Origin of the sequence: Rhizobium acidisoli (assembly GCF_002531755.2) — a bacterium.
Taxonomy (GTDB): domain Bacteria; phylum Pseudomonadota; class Alphaproteobacteria; order Rhizobiales; family Rhizobiaceae; genus Rhizobium; species Rhizobium acidisoli.
This window is the reverse complement of record NZ_CP034998.1, coordinates 468326-491270: the sequence shown is the minus strand read 5'-3', so window position 1 is coordinate 491270 and position 22945 is coordinate 468326. Positions and strand designations below refer to the sequence as shown.

Annotated in this window: 23 protein-coding genes; 12 read left to right on the top strand and 11 right to left on the bottom strand. The window is 62.8% G+C overall.

Going from position 1 to position 22945, the window contains the following annotated elements:
- Positions 1 to 190: 190 nt before the first annotated feature.
- Complete coding sequence (gene hisS, locus CO657_RS02425; protein WP_054181413.1) at positions 191 to 1714, bottom strand: histidine--tRNA ligase; 1524 nt, start codon at positions 1712 to 1714, stop codon at positions 191 to 193.
- Between the two features lie 136 nt (positions 1715 to 1850).
- Here hisS and CO657_RS02420 point away from each other — a divergent pair, with 136 nt between their 5' ends.
- From CO657_RS02420 to copM, 3 genes are all read left to right on the top strand, one after another.
- A complete protein-coding gene (locus CO657_RS02420) occupies positions 1851 to 2606 on the top strand; it encodes a hypothetical protein (RefSeq protein ID WP_054181412.1) in 756 nt (251 codons plus the stop codon).
- Between the two features lie 59 nt (positions 2607 to 2665).
- Complete coding sequence (locus CO657_RS02415) at positions 2666 to 3034, top strand: hypothetical protein (protein ID WP_054181411.1); 369 nt, start codon at positions 2666 to 2668, stop codon at positions 3032 to 3034.
- 70 nt (positions 3035 to 3104) lie between these two features.
- Positions 3105 to 3464, top strand: a complete 360-nt coding sequence (gene copM, locus CO657_RS02410) for a CopM family metallochaperone (RefSeq protein ID WP_054181410.1) — start codon at positions 3105 to 3107, stop codon at positions 3462 to 3464.
- A gap of 217 nt (positions 3465 to 3681) precedes the next feature.
- Here the strand turns inward: copM and CO657_RS02400 are convergent, their stop codons facing one another.
- A complete protein-coding gene (locus CO657_RS02400; RefSeq protein WP_012556705.1) occupies positions 3682 to 4731 on the bottom strand; it encodes an aldo/keto reductase in 1050 nt (349 codons plus the stop codon).
- A 361-nt stretch (positions 4732 to 5092) separates the two neighbouring features.
- On the opposite strand from CO657_RS02400, the gene CO657_RS02395 reads away from it, so the two are divergent.
- Positions 5093 to 5797, top strand: coding sequence for an HAD family hydrolase (locus CO657_RS02395; protein WP_003588314.1), 705 nt, complete (start codon positions 5093 to 5095; stop codon positions 5795 to 5797).
- A gap of 15 nt (positions 5798 to 5812) precedes the next feature.
- Here CO657_RS02395 and CO657_RS02390 read toward each other — a convergent pair whose 3' ends face one another.
- Together CO657_RS02390 and CO657_RS02385 are read right to left on the bottom strand one after the other, a co-directional pair.
- Positions 5813 to 6322, bottom strand: a complete 510-nt coding sequence (locus tag CO657_RS02390; RefSeq protein ID WP_054181409.1) for a hypothetical protein — start codon at positions 6320 to 6322, stop codon at positions 5813 to 5815.
- Positions 6319 to 6948, bottom strand: a complete 630-nt coding sequence (locus CO657_RS02385) for a DNA-3-methyladenine glycosylase I (protein ID WP_054181408.1) — start codon at positions 6946 to 6948, stop codon at positions 6319 to 6321. The genes CO657_RS02390 and CO657_RS02385 overlap by 4 nt, the downstream gene beginning before the upstream one ends.
- Before the next feature lie 261 nt (positions 6949 to 7209).
- Here CO657_RS02385 and CO657_RS02380 point away from each other — a divergent pair, with 261 nt between their 5' ends.
- The 3 genes from CO657_RS02380 to CO657_RS02370 all read left to right on the top strand — a co-directional run bounded on the left by CO657_RS02380 (position 7210) and on the right by CO657_RS02370 (position 9580).
- On the top strand, positions 7210 to 7959 hold the full coding sequence (locus CO657_RS02380; protein WP_012556702.1) for a L,D-transpeptidase: 750 nt from the start codon (positions 7210 to 7212) through the stop codon (positions 7957 to 7959).
- 135 nt (positions 7960 to 8094) lie between these two features.
- Complete coding sequence (locus CO657_RS02375; protein WP_003588319.1) at positions 8095 to 8781, top strand: L,D-transpeptidase; 687 nt, start codon at positions 8095 to 8097, stop codon at positions 8779 to 8781.
- Between the two features lie 124 nt (positions 8782 to 8905).
- Complete coding sequence (locus CO657_RS02370) at positions 8906 to 9580, top strand: outer membrane protein (RefSeq protein WP_003588322.1); 675 nt, start codon at positions 8906 to 8908, stop codon at positions 9578 to 9580.
- Positions 9581 to 9676: 96 nt separating this feature from the next.
- On the opposite strand, the gene CO657_RS02365 is transcribed toward CO657_RS02370, so the two are convergent.
- The 4 genes from CO657_RS02365 to CO657_RS02345 all read right to left on the bottom strand — a co-directional run bounded on the left by CO657_RS02365 (position 9677) and on the right by CO657_RS02345 (position 14341).
- A complete protein-coding gene (locus CO657_RS02365; RefSeq protein WP_054181407.1) occupies positions 9677 to 10117 on the bottom strand; it encodes a hypothetical protein in 441 nt (146 codons plus the stop codon).
- Positions 10118 to 10156: 39 nt separating this feature from the next.
- Positions 10157 to 11467, bottom strand: a complete 1311-nt coding sequence (gene glcF / locus CO657_RS02360) for a glycolate oxidase subunit GlcF (RefSeq protein ID WP_054181406.1) — start codon at positions 11465 to 11467, stop codon at positions 10157 to 10159.
- A 238-nt stretch (positions 11468 to 11705) separates the two neighbouring features.
- Positions 11706 to 12905: a glycolate oxidase subunit GlcE gene (glcE, locus tag CO657_RS02350; RefSeq protein WP_054181405.1), complete on the bottom strand. Its 1200-nt coding sequence runs from the start codon at positions 12903 to 12905 to the stop codon at positions 11706 to 11708.
- On the bottom strand, positions 12902 to 14341 hold the full coding sequence (locus CO657_RS02345; RefSeq protein ID WP_054181404.1) for an FAD-linked oxidase C-terminal domain-containing protein: 1440 nt from the start codon (positions 14339 to 14341) through the stop codon (positions 12902 to 12904). The genes glcE and CO657_RS02345 overlap by 4 nt, the downstream gene beginning before the upstream one ends.
- Before the next feature lie 141 nt (positions 14342 to 14482).
- On the opposite strand from CO657_RS02345, the gene CO657_RS02340 reads away from it, so the two are divergent.
- Positions 14483 to 15379 (top strand): LysR family transcriptional regulator, encoded by an 897-nt coding sequence (locus tag CO657_RS02340; RefSeq protein ID WP_012556697.1) that lies wholly within the window; start codon positions 14483 to 14485, stop codon positions 15377 to 15379.
- A 75-nt stretch (positions 15380 to 15454) separates the two neighbouring features.
- Here the strand turns inward: CO657_RS02340 and CO657_RS02335 are convergent, their stop codons facing one another.
- A complete protein-coding gene (locus tag CO657_RS02335) occupies positions 15455 to 16306 on the bottom strand; it encodes a LysR family transcriptional regulator (RefSeq protein WP_054181403.1) in 852 nt (283 codons plus the stop codon).
- A gap of 137 nt (positions 16307 to 16443) precedes the next feature.
- Here CO657_RS02335 and CO657_RS02330 point away from each other — a divergent pair, with 137 nt between their 5' ends.
- The gene (locus tag CO657_RS02330; protein WP_003588336.1) at positions 16444 to 17457 is read left to right on the top strand and encodes a zinc-dependent alcohol dehydrogenase family protein; all 1014 of its coding nucleotides are present in this window, start codon (positions 16444 to 16446) and stop codon (positions 17455 to 17457) included.
- A 110-nt stretch (positions 17458 to 17567) separates the two neighbouring features.
- On the opposite strand, the gene CO657_RS02325 is transcribed toward CO657_RS02330, so the two are convergent.
- Both CO657_RS02325 and CO657_RS02320 read right to left on the bottom strand, forming a co-directional pair.
- Positions 17568 to 18725, bottom strand: a complete 1158-nt coding sequence (locus CO657_RS02325; RefSeq protein ID WP_003588338.1) for an adenosylhomocysteinase — start codon at positions 18723 to 18725, stop codon at positions 17568 to 17570.
- Positions 18726 to 18824: 99 nt separating this feature from the next.
- The gene (locus CO657_RS02320; RefSeq protein ID WP_037073962.1) at positions 18825 to 19703 is read right to left on the bottom strand and encodes a LysR substrate-binding domain-containing protein; all 879 of its coding nucleotides are present in this window, start codon (positions 19701 to 19703) and stop codon (positions 18825 to 18827) included.
- Positions 19704 to 19966: 263 nt separating this feature from the next.
- Between CO657_RS02320 and CO657_RS02315 the strand changes: the two genes are divergently transcribed.
- The 3 genes from CO657_RS02315 (at position 19967) to CO657_RS02305 (ending at position 22814) form a co-directional block, all read left to right on the top strand.
- Positions 19967 to 20497, top strand: a complete 531-nt coding sequence (locus CO657_RS02315) for an NUDIX hydrolase (RefSeq protein WP_012556693.1) — start codon at positions 19967 to 19969, stop codon at positions 20495 to 20497.
- A 63-nt stretch (positions 20498 to 20560) separates the two neighbouring features.
- On the top strand, positions 20561 to 22060 hold the full coding sequence (locus tag CO657_RS02310) for an inorganic phosphate transporter (protein WP_003588342.1): 1500 nt from the start codon (positions 20561 to 20563) through the stop codon (positions 22058 to 22060).
- A 16-nt stretch (positions 22061 to 22076) separates the two neighbouring features.
- Positions 22077 to 22814, top strand: a complete 738-nt coding sequence (locus CO657_RS02305; RefSeq protein WP_003588344.1) for a 16S rRNA (uracil(1498)-N(3))-methyltransferase — start codon at positions 22077 to 22079, stop codon at positions 22812 to 22814.
- Positions 22815 to 22945: the final 131 nt, after the last annotated feature.

Genomic DNA, 22945 nt, shown 5'->3' with positions numbered 1-22945 from the left:
CCCCCCTCTGCCCTGCCGGGCATCTCCCCCACAAGGGGGGAGATCGGCAAGAGGCGCGGGCCTCCCACGATATTGGGCGTGCGTTAAATGATTTCGGCCATTTGCGCCGTTTGACTGGAGCAAGGGGTCGCTCCTATCCGATCTCCCCCCTTGTGGGGGAGATGCCCGGCAGGGCAGAGGGGGGTATGCCTCAGACATCGCCGCCCGCCCTCTTCCGATCCTCCGCCTGCGCGGCAAGGATCTCCCTCACCTTGGCGACGAGGTCGGCTTCCGGCACGGTCTCCTGCGCCACGCGGGCTTCGCGCCAGCTGGCATTGTCCTCGATCTCGCCGGAGAGCCGCTTGCCCTCGATCAGATCTTTGATCTGCACCACGCCGGTTGCGCGCTCATCGCCGCCCTGGATGATGGCGACGGGGCAGCCGCGGCGGTCGGCATATTTCAGTTGGTTGCCGAATTTCTTCCAGTTGCCCTGGAACATCTCGGCGCGGATGCCGGCGGTGCGGAGTTGCTGCGTCATCTTCTGATAACGGCCCATCGCCTCGACATCGCCGTCCATGACGGTCACCAGCACCGGCTCGATCACGTCGCTGGCGCCGAGCTTGCCGAGGTTCTTCAGCGCCGTCATCAGCCGGGAGACGCCGATCGAAAAGCCAGTGGCCGGCACCGGCTGGCCCATGAAGCGGGAGACCAGGCCATCATAACGGCCGCCGCCGCCGACCGAACCGAAGACGACCTTTTCGCCCTTCTCATTGGTGACGTCGAAGCTCAGTTCGGCCTCATAGACCGGGCCGGTATAATATTCGAGGCCGCGGACGATGGAGGGATCGATCTTGATGCGATCGGCGCCGTAGCCGGCGCTCGCAACCAGCGCACCGATGAAGTTCAGCTCCTCGACGCCTTCGGCGCCCTTTGAGGTTCCGGCAACGAGTTCGGCCAGGCGCGAAGCGCTTTCGGCATAGTCCTTGATGCCGACGAAGAACAGCACCTTGTCGATCTGCGCCTGGTCGAGGCCGGCGCCCTTGGTGAAGTCGCCGGATTCATCCTTGCGGCCGGGGCCGAGCAGCAGGGCCACGCCCTCCGGGCCGAACTTGTCGAGCTTGTCGATGGCGCGCAGCACGTTGAGCCGCTGGCCGGCCTTGTCGTCGCCGCCGAGGCCGATCGCCTCGAGCACGCCGTCCAGGACCTTGCGGTTGTTGACGCGGACGACATAGTCGCCGCGCTTGATGCCGAGAGCCTCAAGCGTATCGGCCATCATCATGCACATTTCGGCATCGGCCTGAACACCCGGCGCACCGACGGTATCGGCATCGAACTGCATGAACTGGCGGAAGCGGCCGGGGCCCGGCTTCTCGTTGCGGAAGACGTAACCGGCGCGATAGGTGCGGTAGGGAAGCTGGATCTCGTTGAAATTCTCGGCGACATGACGGGCAAGCGGCGCCGTCAGGTCGTAACGCAGCGACATCCATTGCTCGTCGTCGTCCTGCAACGAGAAGACGCCCTCGTTCGGCCGGTCGCTGTCGGGCAGGAACTTGCCGAGTGCGTCGGTATATTCGAACTGCGGCGTTTCGAGCGGGTCGAAACCATAATGCTCATAGACTTCCCGGATCTTTGCCGTCATCTCGTTGACGGCGCGGATATCGCCGGCCGTCCGGTCGACGAAGCCGCGCGGCAGGCGGGCCTTGAGCTTTTGCGGTTTCTTCTGCTTGTCGTTCATTTCCGGGAATTCCGCTGACTGTGACAGTGGCGGTTTCCTAGCGGATTGGGCGGGGAGCGGCAAGGGCGAAGGGTCTTGAAGTGGCTGCCAGAATCGATTGAACAGGGTATCCATCCGAAACGCGGGATAATGCATCATGATCGCTGAAGCGTTTCTCTATGGCGCGACATGGCCGCTGACCGGCAAGCCGCATCGAAAGTTCATCCGCTATTCCGTCAATCTCTGGTCACGGGCCGGGCGCTGTGCCGGCGAATGGGCCGAACATGAGACGATGAGCCGGAATGCGATACGCGCGGCGATGGCCGATCTCCGGCAGAAGCGGACCGCCGTCGTGCTCGGTTCCGGCCTGTTGCGCGACGTGCCGATCGACGAACTGGCACGCGCGTTCGACACGGTCGTTCTGGTCGATCTCGTTCATCTCGCCTCGGTGCGCCTGTGGCTTGGGGCCAAAGGCTATCGCAATGTCAGGCTGATCGAGCGCGATCTCTCCGGCTACGACGATCTTGCCGCCGGCAAAGAGCCCGAACCCCTCGGTTTCCTGCGCTCGGTGCCCTATCTCGATTTCGTGGTTTCGGCCAATCTGCTGTCGCAGATCGGCCGCGGCGTCAAACGCCGCTGCGAGGCCGAGGCCGGCCGTATGCCTGAAGATACCGTGGAAAGGCTGATTGCGGCGCATCTGGCCGGGCTTTCGGGGCTCTCCTGCCGCAACTGCCTGGTAAGCGACATTGCCTATGCCGTCATCGACCGCAACGGCAAGACACATGAAGAGGCCGACCTGCTGCACGGCGTCCCGCCGCCGCCGTCGAAAGCAGCCTGGATATGGCCGGTGGCGCCGCTCGGCGAGGAGAGCCGGGATTACCGGATCGAGCACAAGGTGATTGCCGCCTGGTGAGACACGAGGCCGTGACCGACGGCTTGGATTGCCGCCGGCATTCGCGTATATGAAACACCATGCGCACGCTCGCCCTCATCACGATGGTTCTCGGTTGGCTAGTCTACAGCGCCATGTCCGCATGGGCGGCCTGTCCGGCCTGCGCGTCGATGAATGCGCCGGTCGCCGTCGAAAATGGCAGTGTGCACCACGAGATGGCTGGCATGAAGATGCCCGAGGGAACAAGCCATGCTGCTCCCTTGAAAGAGCCCTGCACCGGCGGCGACGCTGCGCATATGCCGCTTTGCGCCGCCTGTCTTCTGCTGCCGCCGACGGTGACGGTCATGGATAGCGGAAAATCTGTTCTCGGCTATCCTGCGCCTGCGCTTGCCCGCGCCCTGGATGACAAAAGGCCTGCTCCGCAGGCACCCCCTCCCCGACTGTCCTGACTTCAATCCATGCCAATCAGGTGGCGCTGCTGCCTGGAAGACCTATTGTCAGACAGAGGAAGGAACTCTCATGTCTTTGAAAATCATCCTGCTTACCGCCATGCTTGCCATCATCGCCGTCCCCACCCTTGCCGAAGACATGTCCATGGACATGAGCAAGCCGATGGGCAGTCACGATGCGGCAAGCCACGCCTTCAGCGAGGCGAACGCCAAGATGCATAAGGATATGGCGATCGAGTATAGCGGCAATCCCGATGTGGATTTCGTCCGCGGCATGATCCCGCATCATCAGGGCGCGATCGACATGGCGAAGATCGAGCTCCAATACGGCAAGGATGCCGAAATCCGCAAACTCGCCGAAGGGGTGATCAAGGCGCAGGAAGCCGAGATCGCCGAGATGAACGCCTGGCTCAAGGCCCACGGCAAGTAAGTATCCCTAACCGGTGCAGCGGATATCAGACACAAGGCTCCGGCTGTCCGGTTCGACCCGCCAAGATGCCCCTCACCCTAACCCTCTCCCCGTAAAACGGGGAGAGGGGACGTGCCACGCGAGACATTGGCGAGAGACCGAGAGGTCGCGGCGTCGTCCCTTCGCCCCGCGCGCGGGGAGGTGCCGGCAGGCGGATGAGGGGCTGCTCTCAGCGATCTCAGCCCTTCGGCTCGAAATCGACCGGCCGGCGGCCGGCGCCCTGTCGCGATAGCATCCAGCCCGGATATTCGGGGGCAAGGGCGCTGACCTCGTCGAGCTTCGTCATATCGTCCCCATCGAGCTTCAGCTTGACGGCGGCCAGGTTCTGGTCGAGCTGGTCGACATGCTTGGCGCCGATGATCACCGTGGTGACGAAAGGCTTGGCGAGGATGTAAGCGAGCGCCACGGTGGCGACGCTGACGCCGTGCTTTTCGGCGACCTCGCGCATGACGGCGACGCAGGCCCAGGCCTTGTCCTTGTCGACGGGCGGGAAGTCGAAACTGGCGCGGCGGCCCTCGCCGTTGCCGGGCGCGCCGGGACCGTATTTTCCGGAGAGCAAACCGCCGGCGAGCGGCGACCAGACCATCAGGCCGAGCTTCTCCTCCTGCATCATCGGCACGATGTCGCGCTCCAGATCGCGGCCGGCGATCGAATAATAGGCCTGCACCGTCTCGAAGCGGGCAAAGCCGCGGCGTTCGGAGAGGCCGAGCGCCTTGGAAATGCGCCAGGCCTGCCAGTTGGAGACGCCGATATAACGCACGAGGCCGCGGGACACGAGATCGTCGAAGGCGCGCAGCGTCTCCTCGATCGGCGTCACCGTGTCGGTCGCGTGGATCTGATAGAGGTCGATATGATCGGTCTGCAGACGCTTCAGGCTCGCCTCGACCGAATCCATGATATGGCCGCGCGAGGCGCCGCGGTCGTTCGGCTTGTCGCCCATGACGCCATAGACCTTGGTGGCGATGACGACGTCCTTGCGGGGCACGTCGAGGTTCTTCAGGGCCTGGCCGAGCAGCCTTTCGGACTCGCCGGCGGAGTAGACATCGGCCGTGTCGATGAAATTGACGCCAGAGGCAAGCGAGCGCTCGACGATCCGGTCGGCGGCATTCTGGTCGACATCGGCGATGGCGCCCCACATGGTGCCCTGTTTGGCTTCGCCGAAGGTCATGGTGCCCAGGCAGATTTCCGAGACGAAAAGTCCCGTATTTCCGAGTTGATTGTAACGCATGGTCGAAAAAATCCTTTGTGTCTGCCGCAAGAGGGGCTTGCGAACCTAAGAACTTCATTTTTTGATTATTGGCCTGCGCGCGTGACAGGCACAGCCGTGGCTGGCTGCAAGGTGAGGCGATTTTCATGTAGTGCGGCGGCGAGGCTTTTCAACGCCGCGCCCTTGTCTCAACAGCCCATGTCTCGACACAGCCCTTGTCTCGACACAGGCGAGCGATAGATTGCCGGCGATATTTCAAGAACAGGATGATTTTCGGCCGGGTCGGTCTAAAATCTGAATCCTGTTCTCAATTTTAGAGTTAGAACATGATGTTGTTCGAAAACCGCTCACACTTTTCGGCATCATGCTCAAAGGTACGCATATGACGACGCGACCACTGACCACGATCGGCTTCGATGCCGACGACACCCTCTGGCAGAACGAACAATATTACCGGCTGACGGAAGCGCATTTCACCGGGCTTCTTGCCGATTTCGCCGAAGGACCGAAGATTTCCGAGCGGCTGCTGGAAGCCGAGAAGCGCAACCTTCGCCATTACGGCTTCGGCATCAAGGGTTTTACGCTGTCAATGATCGAGACGGCGATTGAGATCACCGAGGGCAAAGTTCCCGCCGGCGTGATCGCCAAGATCCTCGATACCGGCCGCGATCTGCTTTCCCATCCCGTCGAGACCATGCCGCATGTGCGCGACACGCTGGAAGCGCTTTCCGGCAAATATCTGCTGGTGATGATCACCAAGGGCGATCTGTTCGACCAGGAGCGCAAGCTAGCCCAATCCGGGCTCGGCGACTTCTTCGACGCCGTCGAAATCGTCTCCGACAAGACCGCCGTCACCTATCGCCGCATCTTCGCCAAGGTCGGCGATGGGCCGGAACGGGCGATGATGGTCGGCAATTCGCTGAAATCGGACATCGTGCCGGCGATCGCCGCCGGCAGCTACGGCGTCTTCGTGCCGCACGAACTTACCTGGGTGCTGGAACATGTGGACGAACCGACGGAGGCGCCGCGCTTCCGCAAGATCGGCCATCTCGGCGAATTGCGCGACCTGATCGACCGGCTGGCTTGAGGCAGGACGCCCGCCTTATTGCTGTTTGGCAGGCGCCTTGGGAAAGAGCGACGGGCGTTCCGGCTCGGCCGGCGGCTGCGGCTGTTTCGGGGCGGCCGCCAAAGGCTCGATCAGGATGCTGAAGGGAGCGCCGAGGCCGCGGCGCGGCGACACCTTGGAATAATACGGGCGCAGCAGCCAGGTGGTGTTTTCCTTGACCGTCGTCTCGAAGCTCATGCCGTCCTCGTCGGTGCCGAAGAAGGCCTCGTCATCCGGTTTCGACAGGTCGAAGATCGCCAGGAAGGCGAATTTGCTCTTGGTGGCAAAGTCGATCTTGATGTGCTGGCCGGCGCGCACCGGCAGCGTGTAGACATGGCCGTTTCCGAACTTCGTCCAGCCCTTCAACTGCATGGTGACGGCCGGGAATTGCAGCTTCTCCAGCTTTTCACCGGGATCGAGCTGCGGCGTCTGCGCCAGAGCGGGGACCGTCAGGAGAAGGAGGGCAGCGGCGGCGATCAATGTTCTCACGGATGCATCTTCTTTCATGGTCGGACCAAAACGGCGCGCATCGCGTCGACCTCGGGCCGGCAGAAGCAGCCCTCCAGATGATCGTTGACGAGGCCCATCGCCTGCATGAAAGCATAAACTGTGGTCGGGCCGACAAAGGTCCAGCCGCGTTTCTTCAGATCCTTCGAAATGATCACCGATGTCGGCGTCGTCGGATTGGCGACGATATGCTCGCGGTCGACCACTCCGGGCCGCTCGTTGTGACCGGGTTCGAAGCGCCAGAAATAATGGGCGAGCGAACCGAATTCGTCTCTCAGCGCGATAGCGCGCCTGGCATTGTTGATGGTCGAGACGATCTTGCCGCGATGGCGGATGATGCCGGCATCGGCAAGGCAGCGGGTGACGTCCTCGTCGCCGAACAGGGCGACCTTTTCGAAATCGAAGCCGGAAAAGGCGGCGCGGAAATTCTCGCGCTTGCGCAGGATGGTCAGCCAGGAAAGGCCGGATTGGAAGCCTTCGAGGCAGATCTTCTCGAAGAGGCGGATATCATTGGTGACAGGGCGGCCCCATTCCTCGTCATGATAGCGGAGATAATCCGGCAGATTGGCGTGCCAGTGGCAGCGGCTCCTGCCATCCTCGCCGATGATGATGCCTGTCTCGCTCATGTCCGCTTCATTCCCGGGCCCGTCTGTTTGCCGGTCCGCTTGGTTTTCCGGTCATGATTCCGGCTTTACCATTTGCAAACCGTCTTTCCAAACCGAACGGTAACCCTGACGAAAAGTTTATCCAGCCGGTCGGGTTTTCATGATTCGATCTTTACCATTCGCTGGCGGATTGGATGGCAGCGTCTTTCCCGGGCGGGATATCTCCGCCTGGGCGGATGTCTCCGCCAGCGCATTTTCGGCCATTTGTAGAGAGTCCGTCCGATGATGAAACAGCTTGTTCTTGCCGCAGCCCTGTTCGGCATATGCTCCACGGCCGCCCTTGCAGACGACCGCTACGCCACCCGTCCGCCCGTCGTGCTCAGCCCCGATCTGACGGCGCCCTGGATCAACCAGCTCGGCGGCGGCACGGTTCGCCCCGTCGTCTATCAGCGGCCGGTCGTCCAGTTGCAGCAGCGCGGCCTTTTCCAGCGCCGCGTCATCCGCCAGGCGCCGCAAGTCGCACCGCAGACCGTTTCGGCGATCAACCCGGGCATCCCTGCGATCCGTCATCCGATCGAGCCGCAATTCCTGCCGCAGATGGTCGATTACGACACTGAGGAAAAACCCGGCACGATCGTCATCGATACCAACAACCGCTTCCTCTATCTGGTGATGGACGGCGGAAAGGCGCGGCGCTACGGCGTCGGCGTCGGCAAGCCCGGCTTCGAATGGGCCGGCGCCCACAAGATCACCCGCAAACAGGAATGGCCGGACTGGACGCCGCCTTCGGAAATGATCAGCCGCGAAGCCGCCAAGGGCCACTACCTGCCGGCGCGCATGGACGGCGGCGCGGAAAACCCGCTCGGCGCACGCGCCATGTATCTCGGCTCGACGCTTTACCGCATCCACGGCACCAACGCGCCCTGGTCGATCGGCAGCGCCGTCTCCTCCGGTTGCATTCGCTTGCGCAATGAAGATGTCGTCGACCTCTATGACCGCGTCCGCGTCGGAACCCGCGTCGTCGTCATGTAACGACACATAAATTATCTTGGAAGCCGCAAGAACAGGCGGCTTCCCTCCCCGAAATTGCTTTATCCGGCCGGGCCGATCTTGAATCGGGCAGAAGTTCATGTAGCTTCAGGCAGATTTGCTTGAGGGGAATCGATCATGATCAAATTGATGCCAGGTCTGGCCGCGGCCGGACTTGTCCTGTCCTTGATGTCTGCATCCGCCTTTGCCGCGCCTGCCGGCTCCGACAACACACAGCGTCCGGCGCAAGTCGTGCGTGTGGCGCAGATGCCAAAATATGTGAAGCCGGAATTCAAGCGCAAGAAAGTGCGGCTGGTGACGACGGAAGCAGCCGGCACCGTCATTATCGATACCAACAACAAGTATCTCTACCTCATCGAGGGCAACAACCGCGCCACCCGCTACGGCATCGGCGTCGGCCGCGACGGCTTCGGCTGGTCGGGCGTCGTCAAGATCGGCCGCAAGGCGGAATGGCCGGCATGGACGCCGCCGGCCGAGATGCGCCGCCGCGAAGCCGCCAAGGGACACATCATTCCCGCTTTCCAGGAAGGCGGCGAGGACAATCCGCTCGGTGCGCGCGCCATGTATCTCTACCAGGGCGGCCGCGACACCATCTTCCGCATCCACGGCACCAACCAGCCCTGGACGATCGGCCTCAACATGTCCTCCGGCTGCATCCGGATGATGAACGAAGACGTGACGCATCTTTACGATCGCGCGCCTGTCGGCACCAAGGTGATCGTCATCGGCCCCGGCAACAAGCAGGGCAAGGTCGCGTTCGAGGATCGCGGCATCGACGTGCTGCGCACGCTTTTCGGCGGCTGAGCAACACTTTAGAAAAAAATGAAAGGCGCTTTTCGTGGCCCCTTTCATTTCTCTTAGACATTGCGGCGGAAAGCTGGCACAGCTGCCGCAAGGTCGACTCATTTGCAATATCGGGGCTATTTCAATGACATCTGCGCTGCGTTCCTCAGCTTCCCTGCTTGCGGGCATTGCGTTTTTCACGATCTGTTCGGCAGCCTCCGTCTCGGCGGAAGACCTGCAATTCTCCATCTACGGCGGCTATCAGACGGCGCCGCACAGCGGCGTCGATCTCTCCGACGGCACGCATTTCACCGCCGGCTGGGAAGGCAAGTCCTTCGGCAGCCCGCCTTACTACGGCGGCCGCGTCACCTGGTGGCTCGAGAATTTCAACAAGCCGAACTGGGGTATTTCGCTCGATTATACCCATGACAAGGTCTATGCCGACGACGATACGCTCGCCAAGACCGGCTGGTCGCATTTCGAATTCACCGACGGCCTGAACCTCTTGACGGTCAACGGGCTCTATCGCTTCCAGGATCCGAGCCGCCGTTGGACGCCTTATCTCGGCGCCGGTGTCGGCGTGAACATTCCGCATGTCGAAGTGATTCGTCCCGAAGGCAAGACCTGGGCTTATGAATTCGGCGGCGTGACGCTGCAGGCCCAGGCCGGCGTCGACTTCAAGGTGACCGATCGCTGGTCGACGTTCGTCGAATACAAGGGCACCTATTCGCGCGTCGACGTTCCGATCGACAGCGGCGTGGACCTGAAGACCAACATCTTCACCAATGCCGTCAATGTCGGCGTTTCGTTCCACTGGTAATGAATCAGTAGAGCGGTCCAGCTTTTGGGGCCGCTCTATTTTTTTGCTAAGCGCAATTCCGGACGGAAAACCGCTTCGCACTTTTCCTGACATTGCTTATTTCGTGCCGCAGCTGACCTTGCCTTCGACGGCATAGGGTTTTTCTCCGCCTGCGATCGTCAGGGAATAGGTGCCGCTGAAATTTGCCGCCGGCTTGCCGCGTTCGCCGGCAACCACGACCAGATCCAGCGTGGCTCCGCCGGTGTCATCTTCGCCGCCATCGAAGACCTCCATCAGCAGGTCGCCATCGCGCGACCAATGGTTGGTCAGATGCTGCGATTCGAAAACACGCTTTCCGAACACGGTCGATTGGGCCGGATCCTTGACAACGAGCGCGCCGCGGAAATGGTTGAGCTTGTGGCCGGCTCCGCTTTCGAAACCGCTCTCGAGCGTGAAGCGCGCTTCCTTGTCATCGGCGGAACAGAAAAAACGGCTGTCGGCATGGGCGGCGCCCGCCGCACCGAGCAGTCCCGCAAATACGATCATTCCCCGCCACATCGTCTAAACTCCCGAGACCGGCCCGACAGGCCTTTCACGTCAACCTAACGACAAACCTGTTAATTTTTCCGGCACAGCGCCGCCATAGGCCCAATCGAGCAGCTCGATCGTATGCAGGATCGGCATGCCGGTGCCGGTGGCGATCTGGGTGATGCAGCCGATATTGCCGGTGGCGATGATATCGGCCTTGGTGGCTTCGATGTTCTTGACCTTGCGTGCCTTCAGCGCGGCCGAGATCTCCGGCTGCATGATATTGTAGGTGCCGGCCGAACCGCAGCAGAGATGGCCTTCGGCGGGATCGCGCACGGTGAAACCCGCCGCTTTCAGCAATTGCTTCGGCGTCAGCGTGATGCGCTGGCCGTGCTGCATGGAACAGGCGGAGTGATAGGCAACGGTGATGCCCTTCGGCGTATGCGCCGGCAGCTCGAGGGTTGCCAGATATTCGGTGATGTCTTTGGCGAGGCCCGAGACCCTCGCCGCCTTTGCGGCATAGGCGGGATCGAGGCGCAGCATATGGCCGTAATCCTTGATCGTCGTGCCGCAGCCCGAGGCGGTGATGATGATCGCGTCGAGCCCCTGCCCGTCGATTTCGCGCGTCCAGAGATCGACATTGGTCCGCGCACTGGCGAGCGCCTGTTCGGTACGGCCCATGTGATGAACCAGCGAACCGCAGCAGACCTCGCCCTCCGGCAGCACGACCTCGACGCCGAGCCGCGTCAGCAACCGGATCGCCGCCGCGTTGATACCGGGATCGAGCACCGGCTGGGCGCAGCCGGAAAGCATCGCCACCCGGCCGCGCCGTTCGGTTTCGGGCAGATAGCGGCCGGGTTTTGCGAAATCTGAAGCGGCGAGGATGCGGCGCGGCGCAAGCGCCAGCATGGCGGCGAAGGGTTTCAGCGCGGCCCCGCGCATCAGCCCGGCGAAGGGCCGGCCGAGGCGGGCGAGGTTGAGCGCCAGGCGGAAGCGGCCGGGATAGGGCAGCACGGCGGCAAGGATCGCCCGCGTCAGCCGGTTCATCAACGGGCGCCTGTAGGTCTTTTCGATATGGGCGCGGGCGTGATCGACCAGATGCATGTAATCGACGCCGGAGGGACAGGTGGTGACACAGGCAAGGCAGGAGAGACAGCGGTCGATATGAGTGACGACCTCGGCATCGGCCGGCCGGCCGTTTTCCAGCATGTCCTTGATCAGGTAGATACGGCCGCGCGGACTGTCGAGCTCATTGCCGAGCGTCACATAGGTGGGGCAGGTGGCGGTGCAGAAACCGCAATGGACACATTTGCGCAGAATCTGTTCAGATTCGGCGACATCGGGATCGGCGAGTTGGGCGGGGGTGAAGTTGGTTTGCATCTAGCGGGGCCTCCGCTTCGCGGGCGTTGTGCCTAGGGCACCCCCCTCTGTCCTGCCGGACATCTCCCCCACATGGGGGGAGATCGGATCGGGGTGATGGCTTCCCCAAACAACTGGGCTACTGCAACTCCGATAGAACGGCGAGGGAGCCATGGTCCAACCTCTTGCCGATCTCCCCCCTTGTGGGGGAGATGTCCGGCAGGACAGAGGGGGGTAACCCAGACGCAGACTCATCTTCTCACCCCATCTTCCCCGGATTGAAAATCCCCGCCGGATCGAACTTCTCCTTCACCCGCCGCGACAGCATCGCCACCGCCTCGGGCTCGGGATGAAACGCCGCGGTTGCCGCCCTCGCCTGCTCGGACGCGCGGATCAGCGTCGCATGGCCGCCGCCGAGCGCCTTGATGTAGCGGCGGACCAGCTCGCCTTCGGGGCCGGCCTCCATGCGCAACCAGACGAGACCGCCCTGCCAATCATAAAAAGCGTCGACGCCGGCTTCGAGGCGAAGGGCTGCGACCAGCTGATGGCCGGTGCCGGGGGCGACCGAGACACGCCAGACCGGCCGCGCCGTGCCGTCGGCATAGGGCAGCACCTCGCGGATTTCCTGCCAGAGCCGGCAGCTTTCCGGCTCATCCAGCCGCGTCACCGTCGCGAAGGCGGACATTGCTGTCGCAAGTTTTTCCAAGCGTACGTCGACCGAGCCGGCCAGGCCTTCGATGCGCAACACCGTCGCTTCGCCCTCGGGCAATTTGCCGGCAAGGAATTTCCACGTCACCGTCAGGGGCAGATGGGCGGCGCCGGAGACTTCGACCGGCAGCGCCATCGCCGCCGCCATGGCGTTTGCCGCCTCGGCGTCGTTGAGGCCCGACAGAACCACGGTGCGCTCGGTCTTCGGACGCGGCGGCACCCGGAAGGTGACTTCGGTGAGGAAGCCCAGCGTGCCATGCGAGCCGGCGATCAGCTTGACGAGATCGAGGCCCGTGACATTCTTCATCACCCGGCCGCCGGCCTTGATGATCTCGCCCTTGCCGTTGACGAAGCGCACACCGAGCAGGCTGTCGCGGGCAGCCCCGGCAATGAGCCGGCGCGGGCCGGAGACATTGGCGGCAAAGACGCCGCCGACGGTCGGCTCGCCCGATGTACCCATGACAGGACGATGATCCATCGGCTCGAAAGCGAGCATCTGGCCGCTGTCGGAAAGTGCTGCCTCGACCTCGGCGAGCGGCGTGCCCGATCGCACGGTCATGACCATTTCGCCGGGATTGTAGGCAACGATGCCGGCAAGCCCGGTCGATCGCAGTCGGTCTTCTGATGCAACGGCATTGCCGAAGCCTGCGCGGCTATCGCCGCCGCAGACGGCGAGCGGCCGGCCGCTTTCGGCATGGGCGTGGACGATCGCCGCCGCCTCTTCCTCGCTCGTCGGCGTCAGATCGATCATGCGGCGGGGCGCCCCTCGAGCGGGAAGACCTTGGACGGATTGAGCAGCCAGCCGGGATCGAAGGCAGCGCGCGCCGCCATCTGCTGGGCGAGATCGGTCTCGGAATATTGGTGGCGCATCAGGTCGCGTTTCTCGATGCCGACGCCATGTTCGCCGGTGAGGCAGCCGCCGGCGTCGACACAGAGCTTGAGGATATCGTTGCCGGCAGCCTCGGCGCGGGCGGCATCCTCGGGATCGTTGGCGTTGAACAGGATCAGCGGATGCATGTTGCCGTCGCCGGCATGGAAGACGTTGGCGACACGCAACCCGTAATGGTCGATGATCTCGGCAGTTCTTTTCAGCACATGCGACAGCTGGCTGAGCGGCACGGTGCCGTCCATGCAGATATAGTCGGCGATGCGGCCGGTGGCGCCGAAGGCGGATTTGCGGCCCTTCCAGATCAGCGCTGCTTCGGTGGCCGACTGGCATTCGCGTACCGTCTTGACGCCATGCCGGCGGGCGATTTCGACAATGTCCTTCAGCGAGGCGTCCATTTCCGCTTCCGAGCCTTCGACCTCGACGATCAGCAGCGCGCCGACATCGAGGGGATAACCGGCATGGGCAAAGGCTTCGCAGATCTCGATTGCCGGCTTGTCCATGAATTCGATCGCGACGGGGATGATGCCGGCGGCGATGACATCGGCAACACAGGCGCCGGCCTCTTCCGAAGCTTCGAAGCCGAAGAGCACGGGGCGTGCGCCTTCCGGCTTGGCGATCAGCCGCACGGTCGCCTCGGTGACGATGCCGAGCTGGCCTTCATGGCCGCAGACCAGGCCGAGCAGGTCGTAACCCGCCGCATCCAGCGCCTTGCCGCCAAGTTCGATCACGGTGCCGTCGACCAGCACCATTCTAACGCCGAGCAGATTGTTGGTGGTGACGCCATATTTCAGGCAGTGGGCTCCGCCGGAATTCATGCCGACATTGCCGCCGATGGTGCAGGCGAGCTGCGAACTCGGATCGGGTGCGTAGAAAAAGCCGTCCGCTGAGACGGATTCGGAGATATTGAGATTGGTGACACCGGCCTGCACCACGGCGACCCGGTTCGGCAGGTCGATCTCGAGGATGCGGTTCATCTTCGACAGGCCGAGCACGACGGCATCTTCCTGCGGAATGGCGCCACCCGACAGCGAGGTGCCGGCGCCGCGCGGCACGACGGGAATGCCGTAGCGGTGGCAATAACGCATGACCGCCGAAACCTCAGCCGTGCTGCGCGGCAGGGCGACGGCGAGCGGCAGGCGGCGATAGGACACGAAAGCGTCGGTCTCGAAGGGAACCAGCTCCCGCGCCTCATGCACCAGGCATTCGGGAGGCAGAAGATCGGTAAGATCCGCGACGATCTGGGCTCGGCGGGCGAGAACATCGGCGCGGGGTTTGAGAAACGGGATGGCGTCGGACATGGCGCTCTCAGGCCTCTGACATCGTGACGACGGGAATGACGGCCGCAAACCTCCTGCCGCCGATAAATCGGCTTAGCACTTTCCCGAAAGCGGCGCAAATGCTAAGCACTTATGCCAAAAGGGGAAAAAATCGAAAACCGCATGACCAATCTGGGCGATCTCGAAATCTTTGCCAAGGTCGTTTCGACGGGCAGCATGTCGCTTGCCGGGCGGGCACTCGGCTTTTCCCCGGCCGTCGTCTCCAAGCGGATCAAGCGGCTGGAGGACCGGCTCGGCACCCGCCTTTTGCAGCGCACGACGCGGCAGATCTCACTGACGGAAGCCGGACAGGGCTTCTACGACCGCGTGCTTGGCATTCTGGCCGGGCTGGAAGAGGCGGAATTCTATATTTCCGGCCGCTCAACGCAGATGCACGGCACGCTGAAGATCTCGGCGCCGACCTCCTTCGGGCGCATGCACATCGCGCCGCATCTGAAGGCCTTCATGGAGGCGCATCCGGAGCTGGCGATCAATCTGGTGCTGACCGATGAATTCAGCGACATCGTCGGCGGCGGTTTCGATCTGGCGATCCGCATTGCCGAACTCACCGATTCCAGCCTCGTCGCCCGGCGGCTGGCGCCGGTGCGCCGGCTGCTCTGCGCCTCACCGGATTATCTCGCGGAACACGGCGAGCCTGGAGATATCGACGATTTGAAACATCATCGCTGCCTGCCGGCGCACAATGGCGACACCTGGCGGCTGAACGGGCCGGACGGAATGATCAGCCTGCGGCCTGAAGGCATGCTGGTCACCAACTCCAGCGAGGTAATCCGCGAGGCGGTCATCTCAGGCCTCGGGATCGCGCTGCGCTCGACCTGGGATATCGGCGAGGAACTCAAGGCCGGCAAGCTGGTGCAGGTGCTGCCCGCCTATGAGGGCTCGCACAATGTGGCGCTGTCGGCCGTCTATCCCAGCCGGCAATTCCTGCCGGCCAAGGTCAGGCTGTTCATCGACTATCTCGCCGAGCTTTACGGACCTGTCCCCTACTGGGAGCGATGACTGCACACCTAACTAAATGACGCGATGTCGCCTCAAAAGGCCCCTCACATATTTCAGATCATACTCCCCGCCGGTTCAGTGCGCCAATCTCTCGATGACGAGATCCAGCAGGGCGCGCAGCCGCGCCAGGCGTTTCATGTCGCGGTGATAGCCGACCCAGGTGTCGCGGCCGGGCGGCGCCTCGCCAAGATCCACCAATTCAATAGCAGCAAGGGAATCGCCGAGCGGCCGGGGCAGGACGGCCAGCCCCGCTCCATTGGCACAAAGCGTCGCCTGAACATCGCGGCTGTTGCTGCGCATGGCAATTTCGGCCCGCGGCAAGAGGCGCTGCAGCCAGCCGGCATCCGGCATGTCGCCGAAAGCTTGGTCCATGGTGACGAGGCGGGCGCCCACCCCGTCAAATGCCCTCGGGTGCGGCGCGCCGCGACGGATGTAAAGGCCGTATTTAATATGGATAAGCTTGCGGGATATGATCTCCGCTTCAGTAAAGGGCTGAATACGAAAAACGAGGTCGGCTTCTCGTCGCGGCAGGCTGAGGAGCCGGCTGTCAGTCAATAGTTCGACCACCACCTTGGGATGGAGTTGCGAGAACTCCGCCAGCACCGGCGAAAGCACATGCGCGCCGAACCAGTCGGACGAGGACAGCCTGAGAAAACCACCGAGCTGGCGGCTGCCACCGGCAAGGATGCGCTCCATAGCAAGCGTCTCCTCCTCGATGCGTTCGGCACCGGCAAGAACGGCCGCGCCTTCCTCGGTCAGCACGAAGCCCTCAGTCGTGCGCTGAAATAACGTCTGCCCAACAGACGCTTCCAGGGAACGCAACCGACGGCCCATCGTCGGCTGCGTCAGACCGAGGCTGCGGGCTGCTGCACCCAGCGTTCCGAACCGCGCGATCGCCAGAAAAATCTTCAGGTCGCTCCATTCCATCGCTCGCATCCATCAAACAAAAATGCATGGCCTTCAGTCCTTTTCTTCTATTTTCATTCGCGTTTCAATGAGCGATCTTTCTTCCGGAAAAGCCCGTTGCCACCGCAGACGCTGCACTGCGAACGAAGGAGAGTTGCATGTCGAGACAATCAACGATGAAAGTGATGTTGGCGGAATCGCCGAATTCGCCATTGCGGATCGCCGATGTTTCAAAGCCTGTGCCGGGTGAAGGCCAGGTCCTGGTGCGTATCTTGGCGAGCGGTGTCAATCCGCTCGACCTCAAGATCAGAGCCGGCAATGCCGCCCATGCGCGCCACCCGCTTCCGGCCGTGCTTGGCATCGATATGGCCGGCATCGTGGAAGAGATCGGACCTGGCGTCGGCGGTTTTCGTCGGGGCGACGCGGTCTATGGCATGACCGGTGGCGTTGGCGGCGTTCAGGGATCGCTTGCCGAATTCGCAGCCGTCGACGCCGCACTGTTGGCTCCGAAGCCGCAGAACCTTTCTATGCGCGAGGCCGCAGCATTGCCGCTGATCGCAATTACCGCCTGGGAAGGGCTCGTCGACCGCGCCGGCGTGAGAGCCGATCACAAGGTGCTCGTGCTCGGCGGTGGCGGTGTCGGTCATATCGTCGCGCAGATCGCCAAGGCCGTCGGGGCGGAGGTCTATGTCGTCGATGGCGCTTCGAAAGTGGACTATCTCGCCGGTCTTGGTGCAACGCCGATCGATCGTGCCGCAGAGACGGTGGAAACCTATGTCGCCAGATATACCGGTGGCAAGGGTTTCGATCTGATCTACGATACGGTCGGCGGCCAGGGGCTCGATACTGCGTTCCGGGCCGTCAGCCGGTTCGGCCATGTCGTGAGCTGCCTTGGCTGGGGAAATCACGCGCTGGCGCCGCTCTCCTTTAAGGCGGCGACCTATTCCGGGGTTTTCACGCTGCTGCCGCTTCTGAGCGGCGAAGGACGCCCACATCACGGCGAGATTATGCGGGAAATGACGAAACTGGTCGAGGCCGGCGAGGTGATGCCGAGGCTCGACCCGCACCGCTTCACATTTGACGATACCGACGAGGCATATCTGCTGATCGAAAACCGGCAGGCGGACGGGAAAGTCGTCGTCGAGATCGACCGATCTCACCTTGCCGAATGACTGGAACAGGATGATTTGAGGCCCCGGTCGGCCTTAAATCTAATCCTTTGCTAAATCAGAGAGTGGCGCGTGATGTCGTCTGAAAACACTCACATTTTTCGGAATCATCCTCAACGCGCCAGATCAAGATAAGCATTGGCCACCATCGCGTCGATATCGCCGGGAACCGGCACGACGCAGGCTTCGGGCCCGGCCTCGCCCCTGGCGATGCGTTCCAGGCAGCGGGCCTGCAGGGTGAAGCCGAGATCCATCGATTCGACCGTGTTGCCGAGCGGCCGCGGGCCGGCGAGATTGGCCATGTGGCCACCGCCCAACACATGGAAAGAGCGGCCGTCCCTTAGATGGAAGGTCTCGATCTGATCGGCCTCGTAGCGATCGATGCCGATGACATCGGGATGGCGGCGGAAGGCCTCGACATCGATCTCATGGGGGAAATGGCCGCCATTCATCAGGATCGCGCCATCCTTGACGAGCGGCAGGTCGGCTGCGGTGACGATGCCGGCAAAGCCGGTGACGGTGACGATTATATCGGCCGAGCGGATTGCCGCCTCGCGCGGCGGCGTGGCGAAACCATCGAGATGGGCTTCGAGTGTCGTCACGGCGTCGATATCGACGACGCTGACGGTGGAAAAAGCATTGCGGAAACAGGCGGCCGTGCCCTTGCCGCAGGCGCCGTAGCCGAACACCGTCACGCGTTTGCCGTTGGTCGAGCGGTTGGTGAAGCGCAAATAGCTTTCGAACAGGCTCTGTCCGACGGCATGCCTGTTTTCGGCGAACTGCTTGATCGGGCTGTCGTTGATGACGAGGATCGGCATAGCGAGGCGTTCGCGCAGCGGCAGCAGGCGGGTGCGGCCCGAGGTGGTTTCCTCGGTACCGCCGCGAAGATTGGCATAGGGTTTTTCCGCCGCGATGGCGAAGAGATCGCCGCCATTGTCGAGCAGCAGGTCCGGCCTTTCGGCAATCACCGCTTCGAGGCTCTGATGATGGGCGGCCGGATCGGTCGTCTGCGTGGCGAAGACCGTAAAACCCTGCGAACGCAGAAATTCGACCGTCAAAGGCTGGGTGCTGTTGAGATTGCCGGTGCAGACGAGACGCGCCCCGCCGGCGCGAAGCGTCATCAAGAGCGCCACCGTTTTCGGCTCCAGATGGATGCCGGTGCCGATCGACAGGCCCGCGAAGGGCCGCGTTCGCTCGAATTCGGCTGCGGTTGCCTTCAGCAGCCGGCAGCTGCCGCCGATCCAGTCGATGCGCGTCGCGGTCTTTTCCATCACTTCATCCCTGTTGCCGATACTCGAACAATTTTTAGCGAAGCGACAGGGCGGCGAATATGGAGGTTATTCTGGCGAAAGGGCAGAAAATCTGCCCTTTCAGCTCGGCCTCCCGCAGCGGCGCAGCCAGCCGGACAAAGCTGAGAAAGCCGGACGTTTCGCGTCCGGCGTGCGGCAGCAGAGGCTGTAGCCGGACGGCCGGGCGATGAAACCATAGGGCGCGACCAGCTGCCCGCGCTGAAGATCGTCCTCGATCGAGGCGCGCGGCGCAAGGGCGATGCCGAGCCCGGAGCGGGCGGCACCGAGCGCCAGCAGCAGATCCTCGAATTCTTGGACGCGGGAAAAGGCGACCGGCGGCGTGCCGCTTTCGGCAAACCATTCGTCCCAGAGTTTCGGAACGCTGCGGCTCGCAAGCATGGTGAGTCGGCCCATCGCCGCCGGGCTCTCCGAGAGCGTCGCTGCGAGCGCCGGCGTTGCGACCGGACCGAACTCATCCTCCATGAAACGCACCGCGGTCACGCCGGCGGCCGGCCGGTATTCGCCGCCCATGATCACCGCGTCCAGTTCCGGGTGCATCAGCAGCGGTTCGACGACGCTCATCGGCACGATATCGACCGCCATATCGCTGAGGCTTGCCTGCATGTCGGCAACACGTGGCATCAGCCACCAGACCGCGAAGGCGGAGGGTACGCCGAGCCGGATGCGGCCCGGCCCGGTGCCCGAGAGCTCGCAAGCGGCGCGTTGCAGAATATCGAAAGCCGCGCCCGATGCTTCGGCGAAAGCGCTGGCCTCCGCGGTCGGGACCAGCCTGCGGCCATCGCGGACAAAGAGCTTGCGGCCGAAATGGCCCTCCAGCGTGGCGATCTGCTGGCGAACGGCGCCGCGCACCACCTTCAGCTCTTCGGCGGCCTTGAGGATGCTGCCGTGGCGGCAGACCGCCTCGAAGGCGCGGACGGCATTGAGCGGTGGAAGACGCATGATGACCACGATCAGAAATGACAGTGGATCACTTGATCTTGCCATTGAAGGAAAGGCAAGACCGCGCCATATTGAACACCTGTGCAATGTGACGCATTCGAGACACGACGTGACGGATTTCTGAGCCTGCCCCAGCTCGATTTCCCTTATTGAACGACGATCAAATCCCGTTTCGGAACGTCCGCGGCTTTGGATTGTGTAAGCTTTTCGTGATACACGTATATGAGTGATTCCTAACAACCACTGCGAAGGTGACCCGACAATTGACTCTTCTCGCCCGATTGGCATCCGATGTGCAACTGATGTTCCGGCGTCCGCCGCGACAGCAATATGGTGCGATCTGCTATCGGGTGAAAAAGAAGAGTGGCGATGTCGAGGTGCTGCTGATGACGAGCCGTGACACCGGCCGCTGGGTCATTCCCAAGGGCTGGCCGATGACGGGCAAATGCGCTCATGAGGTCGCCGCACAGGAGGCCTTCGAGGAAGCCGGCGTCCGCGGCGCGGTCGAGACGGAAACGCTCGGCGCTTACAGCTATTCGAAAGTCCTGCGCGACGGCGTGCAGGTGGCCTGCAAGGTGCAGGTCTACGCGCTCGAAGTCACCGACATGGCGAAGAACTTCAAGGAAAAGGGCGAACGCCGCATCGAATGGGTATCGTTCGACGAGGCGGCGGGGCGTGTGCGCGAGCCCGAGCTGCGCGGCCTTCTCCTCGCCTTCAAGCGCAAGGTGACCGAGCGGCTTTCGGCCAAAGCGGCAAAGCAGGGATCTGCGGCAAAGCAAATTCCGGCGGAATGAATCCTGCCATCTTGCGCTGCTAGGAAAGTGGCGTAGAAGCAGATTTCATCCCCGGAATAAAGAATGCCGCCACGTCCCACAGTCCTCACGAAACGCACGCTCGACAAGGATCTCGACAAAATAACGCATGCCGAGGAGGCGGCGAAGCATGTTTTGCGGCGGCTGGTGGCGCCTGGCCTCGGGCTGATCTTCGTCGGCCTGGTCATGCTGTTTGCCGGTGTCTATGTGCTCGACCAGCCGGGAGCGGTGCTCGTCGTGGCCGCGGCAGCGCTTGCCGGCTACATGGCGATGAACATCGGCGCCAATGACGTGACCAACAATGTCGGTGCGGCCGTCGGGGCGCGCGCCATGACGATGGGCCAGGCGCTGATCATCGCCGCTATTTTCGAAGTTCTCGGCGCCACGGTCGCCGGCGGCGAGGTCGTCAAGACGATTTCCTCCAACATCGTCGATACCGTCCAGGTTCCGCAGGCGCTGCTCGGCTGGATCATGATGGCGGCGCTGATGGCGGCCGCCCTCTGGATCAACCTCGCGACATGGATGAATGCACCGGTTTCCACCACCCATGCGATCGTCGGCGCGGTGATCGGCGCCGGTATCGCGGCCGTCGGGACGGAACCGGTAAACTGGCGGGTGATGCTGGAAATCACCTCGAGCTGGATCACCTCGCCGCTGATCGGCGGGCTGATCGCGGCCGGGCTGCTTTACCTCGTCAAGACACTGATCATCTATCGCGACGACAAGATCGCGGCGGCTCAGCGCTGGGTGCCGGTGCTGGTCGCGGTGATGGCCGGCGGCTTCATGGCCTATATGGTGCTGCAGCTGTCGCCCACCGGCAAATTTCCGTCTTTCACCATCATCCTTATCGGCATCGGCATCGGGCTGGTCAGCTGGCTTATTGCCCGGCCGCTTGTGCTCGCCCAGGCGCGCAATCTCGAAAACCGCAACAGCTCGCTGCGCGTGCTGTTCCGGCTGCCGCTCATCGGCTCGGCGGCGCTGCTGTCCTTCGCGCATGGCGCAAACGACGTTTCGAACGCGGTCGGGCCGCTTTCGGCGATCGTCCACTCGGTCGGCATCGGCGGCGGTGACGGCGTTGGCCATCCGCCGCTCTGGGTAATGCTGATCGGCGCCTTCGGCATCTCCGTCGGCCTGCTGCTGTTCGGGCCGCGCCTCATCCGCCTGGTCGGCGAGGAGATCACCAAGCTCAATCCGATGCGGGCCTATTGCGTCGCGCTGTCGACCGCCTTCACCGTCATCTTCGCCTCCTGGCTCGGTCTGCCGGTCAGCACCACCCATATTGCCGTCGGCTCCGTCTTCGGCGTCGGCTTCTTCCGCGAATGGTACACCCGCCATTCGAAGCGCCGCATCGCCTATATCAGGCGCAGGGCCGAGAGCTTCGATATCGACGAGCCGGAGGATCCGAACATCCACGAGACGCGGCGGCGCTATCTCGTGCGCCGCTCGCATTTCATGACGATCATCGCAGCCTGGATCGTTACCGTGCCGGTTTCGGCAGCGCTTGCGGCAATGATTTATTGGGTTATGTTCGCGCTCTTCGTCTGAATCCCGCGAGTTTTAAATGCGCGCCAATTTCCGCATGCAACGGCTTTTCGTCGACGCGCCGCTTTCCAACGGCGCCACCCTCGAAGCGAATGCCGACCAGTTCAACTATCTCGCCAATGTGCTGAGGATGGAGGAAGGCGGGGAGGTCCTGCTCTTCAACGGCCGCGACGGCGAGTGGAAGGCGACCCTCAGCTTCCCCACGCGCAAACGCATTCAGCTGACGGCAATCGAAGAGACGCGGCCGCAGCCGGCACCCTGCGACCTGCATTATCTCTTTGCGCCGCTCAAGGTCGGCCGCATGGATTACCTCGTGCAGAAGGCCGTGGAAATGGGCGCCGGCCTGCTGCAGCCGGTCATGACCCAGCACGTCCAGGGCAAGATCACCAATCTCGACAAGCTGCGCGCCAATGTCGTCGAGGCGGCGGAGCAGTGCGGCGTTCTCGGCATTCCCGATGTGGCCGAGCCGGTGCGGCTTCTCGACCTGCTCGACCGCTGGCCGAAAGAGCGCCGCATCATCTATTGCGACGAGGGCGATGCCGGGCAAAACCCGCTGCCGGTGCTGTCGGCGATCCGGGAAAGGCACCTCGCCTTGCTCGTCGGGCCGGAAGGCGGCTTTTCCGAGGAAGAGCGGGCGCGGCTTCGAAGCCTCGATTTCGTCACCGCCATTCCGCTTGGACCGCGCATCCTGCGGGCCGATACGGCAGCCGTTGCGGCCCTCGCCGTGGTGCAGGCGGCGATCGGCGACTGGAGCTGACGAGAAAAACGGGTGGACATGGAAATTGCTGTTATTTTTTTGATGCGTCATTGAAAGAATTTCACTTGCAACATACGTGACTTGGGTCCTAATCAGCCTTCCAGCTGCCCGGCCCCCTGGGCGCCTTTTTT

What these genes read in the sequence shown, in the direction of transcription:
- CO657_RS02390 (WP_054181409.1), bottom strand. Translation starts at nt 6,322, where the DNA reads ATGAAAGAAGATGCATCCGTGAGAACATTGATCGCCGCCGCTGCCCTC.
- CO657_RS02330 (WP_003588336.1), top strand. Translation starts at nt 16,444, where the DNA reads ATGTCGAGACAATCAACGATGAAAGTGATGTTGGCGGAATCGCCGAAT.
- CO657_RS02335 (WP_054181403.1), bottom strand. Translation starts at nt 16,306, where the DNA reads ATGGAATGGAGCGACCTGAAGATTTTTCTGGCGATCGCGCGGTTCGGA.
- CO657_RS02320 (WP_037073962.1), bottom strand. Translation starts at nt 19,703, where the DNA reads ATGCGTCTTCCACCGCTCAATGCCGTCCGCGCCTTCGAGGCGGTCTGC.
- glcF (WP_054181406.1), bottom strand. Translation starts at nt 11,467, where the DNA reads ATGCAAACCAACTTCACCCCCGCCCAACTCGCCGATCCCGATGTCGCC.
- CO657_RS02385 (WP_054181408.1), bottom strand. Translation starts at nt 6,948, where the DNA reads ATGAGCGAGACAGGCATCATCATCGGCGAGGATGGCAGGAGCCGCTGC.
- CO657_RS02310 (WP_003588342.1), top strand. Translation starts at nt 20,561, where the DNA reads ATGCCGCCACGTCCCACAGTCCTCACGAAACGCACGCTCGACAAGGAT.
- CO657_RS02395 (WP_003588314.1), top strand. Translation starts at nt 5,093, where the DNA reads ATGACGACGCGACCACTGACCACGATCGGCTTCGATGCCGACGACACC.
- copM (WP_054181410.1), top strand. Translation starts at nt 3,105, where the DNA reads ATGTCTTTGAAAATCATCCTGCTTACCGCCATGCTTGCCATCATCGCC.
- CO657_RS02400 (WP_012556705.1), bottom strand. Translation starts at nt 4,731, where the DNA reads ATGCGTTACAATCAACTCGGAAATACGGGACTTTTCGTCTCGGAAATC.
- CO657_RS02415 (WP_054181411.1), top strand. Translation starts at nt 2,666, where the DNA reads ATGCGCACGCTCGCCCTCATCACGATGGTTCTCGGTTGGCTAGTCTAC.
- hisS (WP_054181413.1), bottom strand. Translation starts at nt 1,714, where the DNA reads ATGAACGACAAGCAGAAGAAACCGCAAAAGCTCAAGGCCCGCCTGCCG.
- CO657_RS02365 (WP_054181407.1), bottom strand. Translation starts at nt 10,117, where the DNA reads ATGTGGCGGGGAATGATCGTATTTGCGGGACTGCTCGGTGCGGCGGGC.
- CO657_RS02375 (WP_003588319.1), top strand. Translation starts at nt 8,095, where the DNA reads ATGATCAAATTGATGCCAGGTCTGGCCGCGGCCGGACTTGTCCTGTCC.
- CO657_RS02325 (WP_003588338.1), bottom strand. Translation starts at nt 18,725, where the DNA reads ATGGAAAAGACCGCGACGCGCATCGACTGGATCGGCGGCAGCTGCCGG.
- CO657_RS02420 (WP_054181412.1), top strand. Translation starts at nt 1,851, where the DNA reads ATGATCGCTGAAGCGTTTCTCTATGGCGCGACATGGCCGCTGACCGGC.
- CO657_RS02345 (WP_054181404.1), bottom strand. Translation starts at nt 14,341, where the DNA reads ATGTCCGACGCCATCCCGTTTCTCAAACCCCGCGCCGATGTTCTCGCC.
- CO657_RS02340 (WP_012556697.1), top strand. Translation starts at nt 14,483, where the DNA reads ATGACCAATCTGGGCGATCTCGAAATCTTTGCCAAGGTCGTTTCGACG.
- CO657_RS02380 (WP_012556702.1), top strand. Translation starts at nt 7,210, where the DNA reads ATGATGAAACAGCTTGTTCTTGCCGCAGCCCTGTTCGGCATATGCTCC.
- glcE (WP_054181405.1), bottom strand. Translation starts at nt 12,905, where the DNA reads ATGATCGATCTGACGCCGACGAGCGAGGAAGAGGCGGCGGCGATCGTC.
- CO657_RS02370 (WP_003588322.1), top strand. Translation starts at nt 8,906, where the DNA reads ATGACATCTGCGCTGCGTTCCTCAGCTTCCCTGCTTGCGGGCATTGCG.
- CO657_RS02305 (WP_003588344.1), top strand. Translation starts at nt 22,077, where the DNA reads ATGCGCGCCAATTTCCGCATGCAACGGCTTTTCGTCGACGCGCCGCTT.